Annotated in this window: 18 protein-coding genes; 1 reads left to right on the plus strand and 17 read right to left on the minus strand. The window is 56.1% G+C overall.

All coding sequences use genetic code 11. From position 1 onward, the window contains the following. The first annotated feature begins 2 nt into the window (after positions 1-2). The gene (locus LOC70_RS02460; protein ID WP_230251637.1) at positions 3-320 is read left to right on the plus strand and encodes a hypothetical protein; all 318 of its coding nucleotides are present in this window, start codon (positions 3-5) and stop codon (positions 318-320) included. Between the two features lie 9 nt (positions 321-329). Here the strand turns inward: LOC70_RS02460 and LOC70_RS02465 are convergent, their stop codons facing one another. The 17 genes from LOC70_RS02465 to LOC70_RS02545 all read right to left on the minus strand — a co-directional run bounded on the left by LOC70_RS02465 (position 330) and on the right by LOC70_RS02545 (position 16,841). Further along, positions 330-1,640, minus strand: a complete 1,311-nt coding sequence (locus LOC70_RS02465) for a DNA modification methylase (RefSeq protein ID WP_230251638.1) — start codon at positions 1,638-1,640, stop codon at positions 330-332. 60 nt (positions 1,641-1,700) lie between these two features. Further along, complete coding sequence (locus LOC70_RS02470) at positions 1,701-2,483, minus strand: AAA family ATPase (protein ID WP_315857183.1); 783 nt, start codon at positions 2,481-2,483, stop codon at positions 1,701-1,703. An 11-nt stretch (positions 2,484-2,494) separates the two neighbouring features. Then, complete coding sequence (locus LOC70_RS02475; protein ID WP_315857184.1) at positions 2,495-2,998, minus strand: NADAR family protein; 504 nt, start codon at positions 2,996-2,998, stop codon at positions 2,495-2,497. 1,018 nt (positions 2,999-4,016) lie between these two features. After that, positions 4,017-6,191, minus strand: a complete 2,175-nt coding sequence (locus LOC70_RS24430; protein ID WP_230251640.1) for a bifunctional DNA primase/polymerase — start codon at positions 6,189-6,191, stop codon at positions 4,017-4,019. Next, complete coding sequence (locus LOC70_RS02485) at positions 6,191-7,852, minus strand: DEAD/DEAH box helicase (RefSeq protein WP_230251641.1); 1,662 nt, start codon at positions 7,850-7,852, stop codon at positions 6,191-6,193. The genes LOC70_RS24430 and LOC70_RS02485 overlap by 1 nt, the downstream gene beginning before the upstream one ends. After that, positions 7,849-8,370, minus strand: a complete 522-nt coding sequence (locus LOC70_RS02490) for a RusA family crossover junction endodeoxyribonuclease (RefSeq protein WP_230251642.1) — start codon at positions 8,368-8,370, stop codon at positions 7,849-7,851. Before LOC70_RS02490 ends, LOC70_RS02485 begins: the two co-directional genes overlap by 4 nt. Positions 8,371-8,474: 104 nt before the next feature. Continuing rightward, complete coding sequence (locus LOC70_RS02495) at positions 8,475-8,957, minus strand: DUF669 domain-containing protein (protein WP_230251643.1); 483 nt, start codon at positions 8,955-8,957, stop codon at positions 8,475-8,477. Positions 8,958-9,006: 49 nt separating this feature from the next. Further along, positions 9,007-9,765 (minus strand): ATP-binding protein, encoded by a 759-nt coding sequence (locus tag LOC70_RS02500; RefSeq protein WP_230251644.1) that lies wholly within the window; start codon positions 9,763-9,765, stop codon positions 9,007-9,009. A gap of 39 nt (positions 9,766-9,804) precedes the next feature. After that, on the minus strand, positions 9,805-10,044 hold the full coding sequence (locus LOC70_RS02505) for a hypothetical protein (RefSeq protein WP_230251645.1): 240 nt from the start codon (positions 10,042-10,044) through the stop codon (positions 9,805-9,807). Between the two features lie 80 nt (positions 10,045-10,124). Then, positions 10,125-10,739: a sigma-70 family RNA polymerase sigma factor gene (locus tag LOC70_RS02510; RefSeq protein WP_230251646.1), complete on the minus strand. Its 615-nt coding sequence runs from the start codon at positions 10,737-10,739 to the stop codon at positions 10,125-10,127. 178 nt (positions 10,740-10,917) lie between these two features. Next, positions 10,918-11,244, minus strand: coding sequence for a hypothetical protein (locus LOC70_RS02515; RefSeq protein WP_230251647.1), 327 nt, complete (start codon positions 11,242-11,244; stop codon positions 10,918-10,920). A gap of 259 nt (positions 11,245-11,503) precedes the next feature. After that, entirely contained in the window at positions 11,504-12,460 is a 957-nt protein-coding gene (locus LOC70_RS02520; RefSeq protein WP_230251648.1) for a hypothetical protein, read from the minus strand. Positions 12,461-12,500: 40 nt separating this feature from the next. Continuing rightward, positions 12,501-13,706 (minus strand): hypothetical protein, encoded by a 1,206-nt coding sequence (locus tag LOC70_RS02525; protein ID WP_230251649.1) that lies wholly within the window; start codon positions 13,704-13,706, stop codon positions 12,501-12,503. 215 nt (positions 13,707-13,921) lie between these two features. Next, the gene (locus LOC70_RS02530; RefSeq protein WP_230251650.1) at positions 13,922-14,266 is read right to left on the minus strand and encodes a helix-turn-helix domain-containing protein; all 345 of its coding nucleotides are present in this window, start codon (positions 14,264-14,266) and stop codon (positions 13,922-13,924) included. A gap of 84 nt (positions 14,267-14,350) precedes the next feature. Continuing rightward, the gene (locus tag LOC70_RS02535; RefSeq protein WP_230251651.1) at positions 14,351-14,788 is read right to left on the minus strand and encodes a hypothetical protein; all 438 of its coding nucleotides are present in this window, start codon (positions 14,786-14,788) and stop codon (positions 14,351-14,353) included. Next, positions 14,785-16,350 carry a recombinase family protein gene (locus tag LOC70_RS02540; protein WP_230251652.1) on the minus strand — a complete coding sequence of 522 codons (1,566 nt, stop codon included), beginning with the start codon at positions 16,348-16,350 and terminating at the stop codon, positions 14,785-14,787. Before LOC70_RS02540 ends, LOC70_RS02535 begins: the two co-directional genes overlap by 4 nt. After that, positions 16,347-16,841 (minus strand): DUF2924 domain-containing protein, encoded by a 495-nt coding sequence (locus LOC70_RS02545; protein ID WP_230251653.1) that lies wholly within the window; start codon positions 16,839-16,841, stop codon positions 16,347-16,349. Before LOC70_RS02545 ends, LOC70_RS02540 begins: the two co-directional genes overlap by 4 nt.

Consider the following 16,841-nt stretch of genomic DNA (forward strand, 5'->3'; position numbering starts at 1 on the left):
CCATGTCCACACGAGCAATAATTGCCACGCAGACTTTCGATCGGGGAATCCTCGCCACGTACTTGCACTTTGATGGCTACCCAGAACACGTCTTACCAATTCTCGTCGATGGTTACCTGGATCCCGACGAAGCCATCGAGTTGATTGAAGGCGGCGAACTGCGATCGCTTCAACCTCGCCCCGCTGAGCCTGAGTATTTCGCGACCAGTCGGCAAACCGAAGTGTTGAAAGACGAATCGGAACTCGATCGGCTTGCCCGGTACCTGAACGCAGAGCACATTTACTTCTACGATGATATGTGGCGACACCGAAAGGCTTGATCGCTGCGTTCATCGCATGTTCTCCTCGCGCGTGCCGACGGGGATCGGTGACTCGCCGGTCCGCTCGAGCACGGCGGCTTTGCCGGTGAACCGTTGATAGCGATCGACAATGACGTCGCAGTACGGAGGGTCGAGTTCCATCAAGAACGCATTGCGGCCGGTCTGTTCGGCCCCGATCAACGTCGAACCGCTGCCGCCGAAGAGATCGAGGACGTTTTCACCTCGCCGTGACGAGTACTGCATTGCCATGACGGCGAGTTCTGCCGGTTTGCCGGTGAGGTGTTCCAACTGCTGTGGCGGAATCTTCTTCACATGCCACAGATCCGTCGCGTTGTTCGGCCCGAAGAACTTGTGGCCCGCCCCTTCTTTCCATCCGTAGAATGCCCATTCGTGTGCGCCCATGAAGTCTTTGCGCGTCATCACGGGGTGCATCTTGTCCCAGATGATGGCCTGCGAGAAATACAGGCCCGCCTTGGCCAACACGGGTGGATAGTTTGCGATGTTGGAGAAGCCTCCCCAAATGTAGAAGCTGCGGCCGGGTTCGAGAACGCGAGCAATGTTTCCGAACCAGGCTTCGAGCAATCGGTTGAACTCTTCGTCCGAAACGAAGTCATTGGTCAGCGGCCGGTCCTTGGCTCGCATCTTCTTCGGTCCGTCTTTGGACTTGCCCTTGCCGGCCTCAAATGAGCTGTTTCCGGCAGCGATCGCGTTCTTGCTGCGCGGTTCGACCTTCACGTTGTACGGCGGATCCGTATTGCAAAGTTGAATCTTCGCGCCGGCGAGCAATCGATCGAGGTCTTCGACGCTGGTCGAGTCGCCGCACAAAAGCCGGTGGTCTCCGAGAATCCAAAGGTCACCCGGTTGCGTGACAGCATCGTCGGGCGGTTCTGGCACATCATCAGGATCGGTCAGTCCCGGTTCAACACCTGGATCGAGCAGCTTGGCCAACTCGTCGCTGTTGAATCCCAGCAATTCACAATTAAATCCGACGTTTTGCAGTTCGCCGATTTCCAGCGGCAGCAGATCGAAATCCCACTCGGCGTTCTCGCCGGTGCGGTTGTCGGCAATGCGGTAGGCCTTTACCGCTTCGGGTTCGAGGTCCGTGGCCACATGGACCGGCACCTCGGCAAGATTCAGCTGCTTGGCGGCTTTCCAACGCGTGTGGCCGACGATGATGACACCGTCGGGATCCACGACGATCGGTTGCCGAAAACCGAATTCATTAATGGATTGGACGACCGGAGCAACCGCGTCATCGTTGATGCGAGGATTCTTTTCGTAAGGCTTGATCCGATCAAGCGACCACATTTCGACCTGCATGTGCAAAAGCCCTTCCAAGGCGAGGAGAGAAACGGAAGGGTTCGGTCGGTGGTTGGTTGTTTAGTTGGGTGGCTGGCTTGTAGTGAAACGTTCTGTAACAGGATCAACTAAGACGACTTGCCCGTTACGCCAAGTCAGGATTTGTGCGGGGACACGGCTAGCGGCATCGATGATCGTCCTGGTTGTCTCGTTAGCAGCTGATTCAAGATTTGAGATGAATTCGCTCGCTTCCGCGGGTGAATCAAAGTCAAACTCACCTAACAACGCTGGCGTTTGGCTTTTGAGCGTTGCGTATGCGGTCTTGTCAATCAAACGCAATTTCTCGGTTTCCCCGAATACTATAGGCGATGCTGGATACGAACTTCCATCGAGGACGCCCCAGCGGTCAGCGAGGCTGACGAAGTGATTCTTGAAGTTTGCAATGCCTTGCTCAAACCGCCTTTGGATTGTTGGAGTTGGAATGTTGTGCCCGCCCTGGCGAACCCGGTTGGCTACTCGCTGAATCGCAAAATCAGCGTTGGGCAACCAAACAAACACCAACTCAACGAGATATCCCAACTCCGATTTCATGCGCTGCAATCGCCGAAAATGGGTGCGGCCAGCAAGCGTGGTTTCAATGGCGAACGTCTCGGCACGGTTGGACAATTCCTCCATTCTTGAAAGCATCAATCGTCCAGCCTGCACCGCCTGCGAATCGGGATCAAAAGGGGACAGACCTACGGCGATCAAGTCAGCATTGAGAAAATCGCGACATCCAACACATTTTGGTAGGTAGCGCATTGCGAACGTCGTTTTGCCAGCTCCGTTCGGCCCAGCAATGACATGGATCGTTGGCTGTGTCACGTTGTTTCGTCCTACTCGAGCTTCGGTTTCGACAAGTCTTCCCTCAACGTAGAACGGACGTCGACGAGAAGCCTGCCGAGCATATTCTTCCCTCGGCCATCGCCACCGTCGCCCCAGTAATCGTCATTCGTTGTGTGTTCGATGATTTTGGCGTCGCCGGTGCCGAGCAGCAACTCTCGGAGTTCTTCGTGTTGCGTGAATTTCGCGAGCAGTGCTTCACGCATGACGTTCACTTTGGCGGATTCCCAATCCTTGCGCAAGGTACGCTTGCGATCACGCCCCATCCTTGCCGCGAGCATCGGCGAGTTCGCTTTTCGAATCTGCTCTTGGTCTTTTTTGTCCTTGAACTTCATCGCCTGGAAGTAGTGCTCACTCGTCGGCCAGATACGATTGCCGATTCGTATGGGATACGCAGCGAAGTTCGAAAACTCGCCGTATTCATCGCCCGTACTGTAAAACTTGATTGGCTGGTCCATCTTGATTTCCGCGTCTGCGAGTAGTTTCGACGAAGACACTTTACGGCAAAATCAGGTTCGCAAGGCTATTCGGACAAGCAAAACAAACTGTGCCTAATAGCGCGGCTGTTCCCGCGGCCCTGGGACGAACTTGCTCGCCCTGGAAGGACCCATCCGCAGGCCGACGACAATCGCCGAACACTGTTCGACCGTGTCCCATGGCGAGTGTTCCATGTATGGTGAACCTTGCCTTGCGACTTTCCGCGGTCAGTTCGCTTAGTTTGATTGACCGACGGTTCTAGTCGGATGATGGCCCGGAACAACACGACTTTGCTCTCGATTTGCCGCGATCCACACCGCCGACTCTCGCACGATCAGCGTGACGACGAATGTCCCAACGAAACAACCGAGCAGGGGGCCGACAAACATCGCAACGACTTCAGGCATTGAACTCGTCTCCTCCAGAAGGCTCCAGAGGATTGAACCGCTGAGCAGCCCAGCTGGCACACTTAACAGACTCCCACCAAAAACTCCGAGCATTGCACCAGACCGACCTCGTTGCCCCCATGCGCCCAAGACCAACGGCAACAGAATCCCAGTAAGAAACGACGCGGCGACGATATAGATGACGATTGGCGGAACAAACATAGGAACTCGTGACTTTCAGTAACAGGGCGTTGTGCGGATAGGCTTCAACGTTCCAGAGCCCAACTTGTCCGAGGCAATGCGCGCGAAGTTGGTTGCTCGTATACGGAAGCAATGTGCAGACGCATTTCTGACCTTTGAGAAGGCGGATTCGTACTCACATCTAAAAGTATCACCGGAACCTGTCACTCTTTCCCCCGCGGACGCGCAAACACGCATCGCGGGAGTGTGGGCATGACAGGTTGACGATTAGGAAGAGAGAGACTTTTATCAACAAATGAGAGCGTTTTTCCCTCTGCCAAGTGTCACTGAAGTGTCACCGTGAACGGCGACACTTCGGGACAGATGCGATTGGACGAGTCCTCAAATACGGTTTCAAGACGTCGACGTGTCCCGAATCCGTGACACTTGGTGACACTTCGGTGACGCTTTCTCACGCACCAACGGCGGTGTATCCCTGCGTCGTTCGGGCGGAGGTTTTAATTTCGGTGGGTTCGATCTCCCCTTGTTGCACAAGCGTCAACACGACCTGGTCAAACTCGGCAGATTTAAGTTTCATTGTTCGCATCAAGTCACGTCGAGCGACCGTTTTGTTCTTCGCTTCGGCGAGCTTGTTGAGCAGCTTCAAACACTCTTTATGAAACGGGTTCTCGGCGACGTGGACTGATGCGAGGTAGAGTTGCCGGCGGGTTTGATGCAGCGCGAACTCGCTGGCCCAACGTACCGCAGCAAGCGTGATCTTTGGTTCGACGTGGTTCTCGCTGCAGGCGTAGATCAGAGCCAGCTTCTTGGCATGCTCGCAGGTGCGGCTCCACGCCGTTCTTGCGACCTCGTCACCAGCGTCATCTGCCTTGTCATATTCGACTTCGGTTTGCTCACGAAGTTCGGTGATGGCGGCCTCGGCATCGCCGGTGAATGGTACGCTGCTCGGCTTCGGATGCACACTCATGAAGTTGCCGCCGCCGGGCTCGAAGTCGGCCCACCATTTTGCGATGTCGAGGATCGCATCGGGTAGGTTGCGGGCGGATCCGGGTGTCTGACCCTTGCCGCGTTTTCCGACATCGATGATGTTCAGTCGAGCGAAGAATCCGTTGGTCAGCATCCGCTTCGAGAGCGATTCGTAGAAATGCTGCGGCGTCGCGGTGCCGAATAGCGTCAAGTGCGGTTGATCGACATGAATGGCATCCTTCTGGTTTGCCTTCACGCGGAGCGGATACACGTCGCCGGCTGATGTGTAGAGCGTGAGCAGAATGTTGGGGATGGATTCACGACTGTTCTCGCGGTCCAGATTGATCTGACGCAGCACGCCGTCCATCTCATCGTTCTGAAACAGCATTTTGCCGGACCGTGCCAAGGCGTCCTGGACGCCTTCCCCGGAAGCGAACTTGTCGCCGATCGATTTGGATTCGCCGATCTGAAATAGTACTTGCGAGTTGACCTTTCGAGGAAACTCCTTGCCTGTTCCACTGCCGGCGAGGGCGAGCAGATAGATGTTGCTTCGTAGGTCGCCGGTTGTTGCAACCTTTCGCCCGGCTAGGAAGGACTGCAACGCCATCGCACCGCAGAACGCCAGGCCGACATTTGGATACGGTGCGTTGGCAAGCGTGAAATCCATGACGCGACGAACGAATCCAGGCACTTCGAACAGTCGCTCGGGAAGATGTCCTGGATCGAGCGTCGTCGTGAGCTTCGGTTCAGGTTTCTCATCGAGCGACGCAACCACCATTGGCTTTGTCATGAATCTGCTGAGGTCGACTCGGTCAACCGACGGATCTGTCAATGATTCATCCCGCAGCCAGCCGAATGGTCGGTCATGCGGTTTGGTCGCCGCTTGGTTGACTTTGTGCCGCAGTTCTTTCTCGGACCAGGGCGGATTGCACCGAGGGTTGTATTCGGCGGCGAGGATTGCCAGCGCGCGATCTGGGTCGATGCCGAAGCCGTGAACGAGCGCTGTCGCCGCGGCGTAGGTTTGCGAATGCCCGCCGCTGCCGGAGACTGCCGGCGGCATCGCGGCCAGGTAGGCGATGGCCCGGGTTTCGACGTCGGTCGCGTCAGTTGGCGAGACTGGCGGCGACGTTGGCTTATCCGCGGTAACGCTTCCTCCACGTCGCACGATCACCGCATCAGCGAGAGCTTTCACGCAGGCAGCCAGCATTGGAGCGGGAACGGTCACGGGTTCGGCATCGAGCCGGTCATATTCTTCACCGCTGGGATGGATGCTGGGGCCGACCACCGTCTGCGCACCGGTTGACCGAAGCTCGACGATCATCGCCCCGCCGGCGTCGGTGTGCTTTTCGGTGCTCGCTCCCATGGCGATGTACCAACGGTGTGATCTCGGTGATGATGGCCGGCCGGTGATCGCTGGGGTTGGCGGTAGATACTGGTCGGCAAGTTCAATCGCCTCAGGGCAATCTAGGTCGACATCGACGAGCCAGCCCGAGGGTTCGCCGAGGATGATGCCAATGTTGGAATTCTCGGGAAAGACTTCGGGTTGCAATCGCAGGTTGGTCCAGTCACGCCGCGGTGGCGATTTAGACCTTGGGCGCAGCGGCACACAGTACCAGCCTCGCTGGCGATAGATGGCGACCTGTTCCCGAACGCTCGACACTAGAAAGGCACCTCTTCAAGAGCGGTGTTCGGTATCTCGGACAAGCGATACTTGATGATGCGATCGTAACGTTCGCCAGCGATCGAGCGGACAGTGATAGCTTCAGTGGCGGCAAGCAATCCGGCGTCGGCCAGTTCAAGAGCCTCGTCTGCATTCTCTGGACAGGGATCGAGGCATCGCTCGCGCCACCAGGTTTCGGCTTTGCGTCTCGCGAAGCCAGAATGCTCGATACAAATGAATTCGCTTTGCCAGTGATCGAGGCCGATCATGTAGTCGACTCGCAGGCACCGAGGTGCGTCGTCTTCGGCGTCCCGCTTTCGGTGAATGCGATAGACCACATCATGGACGTCGTATTCTGTGTCGGTGACTTCGCCCGAAAGCACGCCGGCCTCGCTCGCTTGTGCTTCGTGCGATTCGCGATCAGGCGGTGGGAAGGGATGACCGCATTCAGGACAGTTCGCGTATCCACATGCGACCAGTGTGTGACACTTCTCGCACTCTTTCGCCGGAGGCAACTGGCCTGTTCGCGTTTGCTTTTCCTTCGGCTTGATTTGGTCGATCGGCCCGTGGCGTTCGATATTGCCACCGAAGTCGAGGACCAGGCAATTCTGTTTGTTTGGATGCAGGCGAAAGCCGCGGCCCACGCATTGATAAAGCAGACCGGCCGACATGGTTGGTCGCAGCATCACCACGCAATCCACACGAGGTGCATCGAAGCCCGTGGTCAGTACGTTGACGTTGCAGAGATATCGCAGCGGTTCCCGGCCGAAGAGTGAATTGCATTCATCACCTCGGAAGCGGGCCAGCACTTCATCGCGTTCCGCCGCCGGCGTTTGCCCAGTGACGAATCCACATTCGATCCCGTGATTCTTCCCTAGCGTTTCGACGACTTGCTGACCGTGTGCAACGCTAGTGGCGAAGATCAAAACCGCTCGACGATCGGACGAGAATTCCACGATTTCGGCGCAGGCAGCCGAGACGAGCGCGTCTTCGCCGGCAAGCCGATCGACTTCGTCGGACACGAATTCGCCGGCTCGGACATGGACGCCAGAGAAGTCAGCACGATTGACGCCGGCCTTTGAGATCAACGGGCAAAGGAATCCGTCGCGGATCAGCTCTTTGATGCCAATCTCGTAGCAGACATGATTGAGAAAATGGTCCGGCGAACAGATCATGCCGGAGTCGAGCCGAAACGGAGTAGCCGTCAAACCGATCACGCGCACGTGAGGATTGATGACTTTGCAATCCGCGAGAAACTGCCGATACATCCCATCACCCTTCTTGCTGATCAGATGGGCTTCATCGACAACGATCAGATCAAAGGGATCGAGGTCGCAGGCACGCTTGTAGATACTCTGAATGCCAGCGACGAGTATCGGCGTATTGGTGTCTCGCTTTTTCAGGCCAGCTGAATACAGCCCAACCTTGATCTCGGGACACAGACGGCGGACCTTGTCGGCGTTCTGCTCGAGTAGTTCTTTCACGTGGGCGAGGATCAGAACGCGGCCACTCCATCGCGAGACGGCGTCGGAAGCGATCTTCGCCAGGACCAGCGATTTGCCCGCTCCGGTCGGCAGTACTGCGACAGGATTGTCATTTCGATTTCGCAAGTGATCGTAGACCGCATCCACCGCGGCTTGTTGGTAGCCGCGCAGCTTCATCGGATCACCTTGCCGTTGTGACGCTTGAGTCCGCGGACGACGGGCGTGTATTCCGGAAGCCCACGGTTGATCATCGTACAGACATTGCAGATGCGGTTATGAGGACCTTCTGAATCGAAAAGGTATCCGCAACGCAGACACGTCCGCGCATTGATCAACTCCATGTCCGCCGGCAATGCTTGGATGCGAACGGTTGCTTTGCCGGCTTTCGGCAACGGTTCGTGCTTTTCGATTGTCAGCCGCACGATTTGGCTGTCGTCCTCGAACGCACCTCCGAACTGGAGTGAATCGAGCAGTGCTTTCAAAACGTTATCAACATCGCGTCGCCGGCGGTCTGGCGGATTGACCTTGATGTCGACGATCAAATCGCCCTCGATCGGCTTGATGCGTTTGCTCCGCAGTTGATTGCAGACCGCGGTGCGGTATTGCCGGCCGTGCTTGCTGATTAGGACTCGCGGGCCGACATGTCGCCAATAAGTATTGACCGAAGGCGGATAAGGTAGAGTCAGTTGGTGCATTGCTTCGTGGTGTTTCCGCGTCTTCAAAAAGAAAACGCCCGGCCGGCATTCCCTTGCCAGCCGGGCGTCTGATTGCCTTGGAACGATTTCAAGAGAAGCCGCGGCTATCGTTTCCAAGGCGGGGCATCGGCACCGGTAGCATCCGGCGTTGAAGAGGCGACTTGGCTCGCCGCAACCGGCTGAGCAGAGGCGTCGCGCCGCGAATACCCCTTCACTTCGTTCTGCAACTCGCCGGTATCCGATCGGCGCTTGACACGAACGTGAATGAAACAAGGCAGATTGTGGAGATCGGTGGAATCATTCGGAGTCAGCACGCCAACAGATCGACAGATCGAAGACAGTTCTCGCCGAGCAATCTCGACGGCGGTTCCATTGGGGTTGTCGAGATTGATTCGCACCCACAGCAGCCGATTGGCATATTCGCCTTCGATGATTTGGAAGGTCAGCTGAAGATACGATCCCGTCCCCGCTTTGGTCGGCTTCACTTCGCTATCGGTGACGACGGCGACGTACTTGCCGGCGGGGATCGGTTCAAGATCATCGGCTGGTTCGACGGTGCTGGCATCAAAGCCTTGGAGGTTTGCCATGGTTGGATCCTTGGTTGAGTGGAAGGGAAGATCGAGAAAGGGAATTGGGTTAGTTGACGGTCATGGCAGACATGAACGCGGGCCAGGAAAGCGAGAGCTCCTCGGAGATGCCGTAACGGTTCTTGGCCACGCAACTCGGCGAACCATAGGCACGCATCACTCGTTCGCCACCGTCCTTACCGATCGCGTGAGCCACCGTACGTTTGCGATTGAAACCGGCTTCCTCGGTCTGTGTTCGCATCTTGCGTGTCGCAAACAAGACCGCGTCGCACCATTCCTTGATGAGGGCCGCGGCGTGTTTGTGGAGTCGCGGCGAATACCGGTCGTAGGGAGAACTTTCTGGATCCTCGAAGCGTTCGACCTTGGAGTGGGCGATCAGCACGATCACCATCCCGCGAGAACGAAGGACGTTCAGCAAATCGAGGACTTCTCGCCAAAGCGTCACTGCGTGGGTGTAGCCGCGAGCGTATCCGCCATCGACCTTCTCGATCGATTCAACACCATACTGCTGGCAGAGCTTGTCCCAGACGAGACGTTCGAGCCAATCAAGCGAATCGATCACGACGGTTTCGTAATCATGCTTTTCACTGACGAGCGATTTCAACGCTGCGATCACGTCATCGAACTTGGTGGCCAAAGGGAATCGATCGCAGTCGATCTCGTCGAGCCCGTCTTCGGTTTGAATGAAGATCGGCTTGGGGGCTTGGCTGCCGAAGGTTGATTTGCCAATCCCTTCGACGCCATAGAGCAAAACACGAGGCGGTTTGGCTTGCCGGCCGGATTGTATGGTTTCGAGTAAATTGGTCACTAGTTGAAGGATTCCTTGGACAAGTGTTTGAATGGATGGTTAGAGAGATTCGATGGTTTCGACGTCGAGGTTCCCCGCTCGATCACTGGACACGAGGTAGTGCTTGAAGTCGGCTTGCGTGACGAACCGTTGACTGGGTCCGAGTTGTTTCCGCAGCGAGTCGCACGCTTCGGTGAATTCGCGTGACGCTTCGTTGAAACGGTTCGCTGATCGAACGTACCGACCGACCGCAATCGAAAGACGGACGCGGCGATCGATGTCGAGTGCTTGTTCCGGCATATAGCCTCCTGATGAATGCGTGCTGCTTATTGCCGGTCGACACGAACACCGGGCCGCCGCCGGGAATAGACCTACCCGGTTCACGTTCGAGCCGACGAAGTGGCTTGGAAATAATCGGCCAGCCCGGCCTCTGCGAAACGCTTCCGGATCTTTTGGAAACGTGCTGAAATCGTTGTTCGTGCCACGCCTATCTGTTCTGCGATCTCGGTAATCGAAAATGATCTACGTAGCTCGACAATCTGTTGCCAATCGGCCGGCAATTCGTCGATGACAGCTTGGATGTCCAATCGCAATTGCGAGATTTCGGTGTCGGTTCGGCGCGATCGACCGGTGTGACGATCATTCGATGAACCAGAGAGTGTGTGAGTGACGCGGATCGACTCCCCGTCAGCTTCAGAAAGTGGCGTGCTCAGCAAGACAGTGTCCGCATCGCATCGTTTCTCGGCACAGCGATCGCGAACGATGTTCGCGACGTATCGCTCGACCACCGCGGTAATAAACTTGTTTTGGTGACCTTCATTAGGGTCGTACGACCGCAGGCTCTGAAGCACTCGCAGGTACATGTTCTGCTGAAGATCGTCGCGGTCGATTTCGGTGTAGCCATACTTGCCGATCAATTGATTGGCTTTGCGTTGGACCAGCCTGCGTGTGAACGTGTCTTCGAGCGGATTGAAGTTTGAAATGGACTGAGTCACGGAATATCTCCTTGCCGGAGACAAGCCGAGGCGTAGGCGACCAAGCGATGCAGGCCAAAAAAAATCGGAGCAATTGCGTCGCACCAAATTGAATTGGTGTCGCCCACAATCGCCTCCGCTTTGCGGCCGGCTGAATGTCAGGTTTGTGTTGTAAGAACGGTTGACGCTGAGGTCTGCGTTAAGCCGCCGGCTCGACGACAATCATGCGAAAGGGCAAGCCGTGTTTCACTTCGAGGACATCGATTTCGCCGTCGCCCCGTTGATCGAAGTACTGGAACAGCTCGACGAGCGGACGCTTCAGCGTGAAGTCGGACTTGTCCGATTCGGGTCGTGGACCGTTCTCCGCCGAAAACTTGTGTTCGCGGACGATCTTGGACTCGTCATGCAGTTCCGGCTGGCCGCTGCGAAATCGGATGTGCTCCAGCCGGCCGAAATTGACTCGCTGAAGCGTTTCGACCAGAAGCTGGCGTTGAAGTGAAAGGGACGATTTGTGAACGAGTTCCATCGTGGGATCTCCTTAACGGATTGATCCGCGGCGACCAACGACAGGCAGTAAGAGTTGGCTCACCGGGACTTGTCCGATGTTGCGTCGATGTTTGGATCAACTGAACCTGTCGTCCCTTACTGGCGAAATCTCGTTGGCGGGTTGAAATTTCGCTCTGAATGCGACGAACAAATGGTGATTTGAAAGCGAATCGCCGAACGGAATGAACCGTGATTTTTCTGCGAGATTTTGGAATCGACTCGACGAAATTTCACGGTCACTAACCGTCGGCCTCAATTCTGAAGACGGTGCGGTATCCCTTGATGGACCTGTCGTATTCGATCGATGTTCCCTCGATGCCCAGCGATGCGATCAGCTTTTTGTTCAGCTCCTGAGTTTGCTTTTTGACATTCTGAGCGGCGCCGCTGTCGCGCCAAGTTAAGACCCCGTGGTTGTCGGCGTAGGTGCGAAGCAATTGCCACTGCTTCACGGGCTTGGCGTTTCTACTGTTGGCCATTCCAAGTTGCGTGTAGTGGTAGATGCCGGACGATCCTGGGACGCTGACGCGAATGGTCTCGTAATCAACAAAGTGAATCTGGACGGAGTTCCAAGTTGTTCCGGCCGGAACGTCGAGACATTGGTTTTGCGGCTTGGGCTCCGGTGGCGGAATGTGTTGTCGGCGGAAGTCCGTTAAACGCTGCATCGCAGAATCGTTGAGCGTGACGATGCCTCGATCGCCGAGTTCGGTGCATTGCGGCAACGCTAATTCAATCGATTGCATCCGTTGCAACATCAATTGCGAGTTTGCATCGAGATCCCCACCGCTGCTCCGAAAGATCACGCATGGTTTATTGCTGACAGCTGCGAGATAAACCAGCGAAGCGTCCAAGTCACCGCTCGCATAGAAGATTGAAAGCTGGACACTTGGAGAGTGTGAATCGACCGCGATCCGAGAAAGTCCTTCAGCCTCTCGAACCTCGTGATAGTCCCATCGCCAGTCAGCCGCCCGGCAGATACTGCGAAAGATCAGCGGCACATTGACACGGAAGACAACGGCGTCGCGTCGAGGCAACGTTTGAGTTTCCATCGTCGTCGCATCCGTTGCGTAGATGGACTGCTGATCGCGGACCTCGACATCCCACCAAGTCCATTCGCAGGTTGAACCCGGGATGTGACTGCCGAGCTGGTCCGTCGCCAGCAAGAGATGCTCGAAGAATGGCAATTGCTCGCCGAGCATCTGACGCCAATGAGCAAGCGTCGTCTCATTTCTGCAACGCCTAGCTGCCCGCCAGAACGGCTCCATCGATCGCATAGGGCTGCCAGTCTTGCTCGGTGATGAAGCCTCGGTCACGAAGGAATCGTTCGACGATTTCGCTATCGCCATCGCGACTGTAGATTGCGACGTTGGGAGGTTTGATTGTCACGACTCGGGATCGTCGGCTGGATGCGAAAAGCAGATTGAACTTCGCTTCCGTCAAACGAATGTCCTCGTAGCCTTGGCGTGCAAGCCACTGCATTCTTTGCTCCAAGACTTCGAGTACATCCTGTCGTCTGGAGGTCAGTTCCTCGGGTTTGTGCCCTGGTAGCAACATCTTGACCGAGTGACATTCGACACTCGTCAGCTCTTCGATCATCGCGACCGATAATGCAGCCTCGCCGTATTCCAGCAGCGGACCCAGCGTGAACTTTTCGCCCGGCGGAAACATCTCTTCGTTGCCGAACAAATGCTTGCCAATCAAGCGTCGGTAGATCTCGCGTTGCGGGATAGTTTCAGCGTTGATTCGCAACTCGCCAATCAGTTTGTCGAACACCGCGACATCATGCTTCAGAGGCCGACAGATGAGCGATTCCGGCAATCCCTGCTCGAGTACATCCAATCGACGCATTGGTGTGCCATGGCTGACGAAGACATACAGCGAACCGTCGTTCTGATTGCACTGCGCTGCGGCCCCTCGGCCACAACCGCGTCGATAGAACCATTGGTCGAGGTCTCGGGTCAATGTGCGAGTCCCCATCGCGAGATCCGTCACTAGTTTCGGCGGCGATGACGATTGTGACTGAAACGATGCAAACGCTCGTCGCGATTGCGCGGAATGATGGCTGAGCATTCGTTCTGCTCGATCGCGATCGCGGAGAAACGCTTCGATGGCCACGTCTCCGGGGAATGGATCGTCTTCGTTTTGAAATGTGTCGATCAGTCCGTCGATTTGATCAAACAGGAGATCGATTGTCGCTCGGCCGGTGAGGCCGTTCACGACATGCAATGCATCCAGAAGGGGCGATGGCGTATCCGCATCGGGAGAAGCAAATACTTCAGAGAGCCTTTGAACGTATTCCTCGTGGGAAAGATCGTTCTGGTCCAGATGCAATTGCCTCGCAGAAAGGTAATCATGAAACGGCTCCAGGAATTCCCGAAGCCGTTGTGGTTTGATCGATAGCAAGAATGGCAAGTTGGTGAATCGTTGATAGTTAAGGGTGTGCATCGATTGTCCAAAGCGGATCACGAACAGGTCATAAAGCGTCCATGGGGAAAAAGGTCAGTTCCATTCCGAATGGCTGATAAAGTGCGACGAGGCTGGGCGATGGCGGATTCCACCACCGTTCCAATTGGGTCTCCGTTCCGCTCGTCCGTGGCCTGCTGTTCGAGCGATCTGATTGGGCATCCTGCCGATTCACCCAGCCCCGTCACTGAGAATTGCTAGCATTGCGATAGTGGTGGACACGTTTGGTCACACGGCGAAAAGAAAACCGGTGAATACTTGGATAAAGTTCCAAATGCAGGGACGAATGCGGGATCCGGAAGCGTTGATCGTTTGGGGAAAAGTTGTCGGAAGCCATCGAAGGCCAGGCGGTCCCATAGCGGCGAATCAAGAATGACGTCCAGTTTCTCGATCAGATCGTCATCGCCTTCCTCGAACTCACCATGTTCCAACGAGGCCAGGTGCTGCGGAGAGATCCAAAGTTGCTGGGCGAGTTGTGCCTGTTCGAGGTGTTTTTCAAGGCGTCGAATGCGAATTTGAGCACCAAACGTTCGTGGGGTCATCTGTCACTCCATCCTGGAAGCGGGAAACGATTTGCGGCCAGCCAGTGAAATTGCTGGCATTAACGAAAGCAGCGATGCCGGCGATTATTGGGCGTCGGTGGACACGTTTGGTCCCAGCCGCGAGGAAAGTTCCCGCCACCTGTCTCGCTGGTGTTTCCAATTCGCGGTGAGGGTGATCGGCTGCATGTCGCGAACGGAAATTGGATCGCGGCCCTTGCGAATTTCCGGGGCGAACAGGATGGCTTCTTGGATGTCCGGAGCGAGCAATCGCAGGTTCATGATTTGGGTCACACGTGCTCGGGAAACCAGGCTGAGCCGCGCGAGCTCGGCGTAGTCCGTCACGACACCGTCGGCGATCAGTTCCTCGAACCGAATCGCCAACGCCATCAGCCTGGTCACTTTCATCAGACGCCCGTCTGGCAGATCATCTTCGTCCGGCTTCTCGTCGGTCGCGACTCGTCGCGATCCGGCCCCACGACGTTCAAAGGTCAGGTCAGCTTCGAAGACAATTGGTGAGTTCATTCGGTAGCCCCCGCAAGCAATCGTTGTTCAATCACACCAATTCCTGAAGGATGAAACGCGATCGAGATCTTTCCGGCCTCGCCGTCGTACTCGATCGTTTGAATCAGCATCTGAATCAACTCGGTTTGTTCTCTGGGGACAAGCGATTGCCAGAGATCATCGAAGTGGGCTAACGTCTCGGTCGCCGAGTCCGGATCGACTTTGGATCGGGCGAGTTGATCGGATTCGATCCGAATGGTGGCCAAGCGTTTCTCGCCTTCACGGATCCGGTCTTGCAGGTCGGCCAGGATTCCCAGCATCACCGAGTCTTCGCCCATCGCCGGCAACTTGCGAAGCACTTCACCGAGTTGCGTTTGCCATAGGCTGAGATTCTTCAGTAGCAGATGTTCCTCATCGGCGAACGCTGCGATTTGGGTGCGAGATTGAACTTCGGCTTGTTCCATCACCTTCTTGGCAAGGTCCGAATCGCGGCCGATGCAACGAATCTGGTCGACGACGAAGCGTTCGATCTCGCCAGCCGGCACCGACTTGGTTGGACAGTTTGCCCAGCCTCGTTTTTGTGCCATGGCGCATACGTAGTACCGATAACGCTTGCCGTTCGGCTTCGTCGAATGCGAAGGAATCATGGTGCAATCGCAGGGTTTGCAGCGAAGCAGTCCTCGAAGCAATGCGCCGAACTTGTTTTTCACCTCGCCGCCGCCGGATCGTCCGTTGCGGTTCATGAGAGCTTGCACCTTCTTCCAGACTTCCTCGTCGACGATCGCTTCGTGTTCGCCCTCGTGGATTTCATCCTTGTACCTCAGCTTCCCAAGGTAGGTCACGTTCGTCAGCAGGCGGTGTAGGCTGGTTTTGCAGAACGGCCGGCCGCCACGCTGGGTACCCTTCCGCGTTGTCCATTGTTTGGCAACCCAGCAGCGGCGATCCAATTCTGCGACGACTCCCAACAATGACTTGCGTTCGAGGTACAAATCGAAGATGGCCCGAACGCGATCGGCCTCCATCGGATCGACGACCAACTTGGATGTTCCCTCCGGAACCGTATACCCGAGCACCGGCATCCCACCCGACCATTTGCCTCGACGTCGTGCAGCGGCGATCTTGTCTCGTGTTCGCTCCGAGATGATTTCGCGTTCGAACTGGGCAAAGGAGAGCAGAATGTTCAGCGTTAGCCGTCCCATACTGCAAGTCGTGTTGAACTGCTGGGTAACCGAAACGAATGACACCTTCTTTTGTTCGAACTCATCCATCATGCGAGAGAAGTCGAGCAACGATCGACTCAGACGGTCAACTTTGTAGACGACCACACAGTCGATCTTTCCCTTGTCGATGTCCGCCATCATTTGTTTGAGCGCCGGCCGGTCCATGTTCCCGCCGGTGAAACCACCGTCGTCGTAATGTGTCGGCAGTGCGACCCAACCTTCACTAGCTTGACTGGCAATGAAGTTCTCGGCCGATGAACGTTGGGCATCAAGCGAGTTGAACTCCTGGTCGAGTCCTTCTTCGGTCGACTTCCGCGTGTAGATCGCGCAGCGGATCGTTTTCTCGGTTTCGGTCTTTTTCATGGATCCGCCTTTTGAATGTTGAAGAATGCGTAGCCGCTGCAGTGCTGGCCGGTGATCGCTTTCGCCACCGCGGTCAGTGACTTGTAAAATTCGCCGTCGTACTCAAAGCCGTCTTGGCGGACTTTGCAGATATGGAGTTGTCCCTTGTATTTGCGGGTGATGAGGTTTCCGGGTGGAGGAAGCCGCTTGTCGATCGATGGCCGGAATGACTCCGTCAATTTGCGGTCCGGCGGCGGCTTCGGTTTGGGCGTTTCCGGCGGAGGCGACATGCGGACGTCAGAATCGCATGCGATCTCCAACGCTCGCTGACGAGCCCGTTTGGAAATGTCGCCTTCTTTGTTCGATTGCATCCGCCATGCGATTCGCTTGATCAGCCAATCCTTGTTCGACGCATTGGTCGCTTCGCCGAAAACTTCGGCGTACTGCTTGCGAAGGTCGCGGACGGAGCATTTCTCCATCTTCCGAACCTCCCTGGTCACGTTCAGTGCCAT

The sequence above is a fragment of the Rhodopirellula halodulae genome (genome assembly GCF_020966775.1).
Classification (GTDB): domain Bacteria; phylum Planctomycetota; class Planctomycetia; order Pirellulales; family Pirellulaceae; genus Rhodopirellula; species Rhodopirellula halodulae.

Excerpts from the sequence above, each read along its gene's own strand:
- LOC70_RS02460 (WP_230251637.1), top strand. The coding sequence starts at position 3 with ATGTCCACACGAGCAATAATTGCCACGCAGACTTTCGATCGGGGAATC.
- LOC70_RS02465 (WP_230251638.1), bottom strand. The coding sequence starts at position 1,640 with ATGCAGGTCGAAATGTGGTCGCTTGATCGGATCAAGCCTTACGAAAAG.
- LOC70_RS02485 (WP_230251641.1), bottom strand. The coding sequence starts at position 7,852 with ATGAAGCTGCGCGGCTACCAACAAGCCGCGGTGGATGCGGTCTACGAT.
- LOC70_RS02490 (WP_230251642.1), bottom strand. The coding sequence starts at position 8,370 with ATGCACCAACTGACTCTACCTTATCCGCCTTCGGTCAATACTTATTGG.
- LOC70_RS02495 (WP_230251643.1), bottom strand. The coding sequence starts at position 8,957 with ATGGCAAACCTCCAAGGCTTTGATGCCAGCACCGTCGAACCAGCCGAT.
- LOC70_RS02505 (WP_230251645.1), bottom strand. The coding sequence starts at position 10,044 with ATGCCGGAACAAGCACTCGACATCGATCGCCGCGTCCGTCTTTCGATT.
- LOC70_RS02515 (WP_230251647.1), bottom strand. The coding sequence starts at position 11,244 with ATGGAACTCGTTCACAAATCGTCCCTTTCACTTCAACGCCAGCTTCTG.
- LOC70_RS02520 (WP_230251648.1), bottom strand. The coding sequence starts at position 12,460 with ATGCTCGGCGAGCAATTGCCATTCTTCGAGCATCTCTTGCTGGCGACG.
- LOC70_RS02525 (WP_230251649.1), bottom strand. The coding sequence starts at position 13,706 with ATGCACACCCTTAACTATCAACGATTCACCAACTTGCCATTCTTGCTA.
- LOC70_RS02530 (WP_230251650.1), bottom strand. The coding sequence starts at position 14,266 with ATGACCCCACGAACGTTTGGTGCTCAAATTCGCATTCGACGCCTTGAA.
- LOC70_RS02535 (WP_230251651.1), bottom strand. The coding sequence starts at position 14,788 with ATGAACTCACCAATTGTCTTCGAAGCTGACCTGACCTTTGAACGTCGT.
- LOC70_RS02540 (WP_230251652.1), bottom strand. The coding sequence starts at position 16,350 with ATGAAAAAGACCGAAACCGAGAAAACGATCCGCTGCGCGATCTACACG.
- LOC70_RS02545 (WP_230251653.1), bottom strand. The coding sequence starts at position 16,841 with ATGGCACTGAACGTGACCAGGGAGGTTCGGAAGATGGAGAAATGCTCC.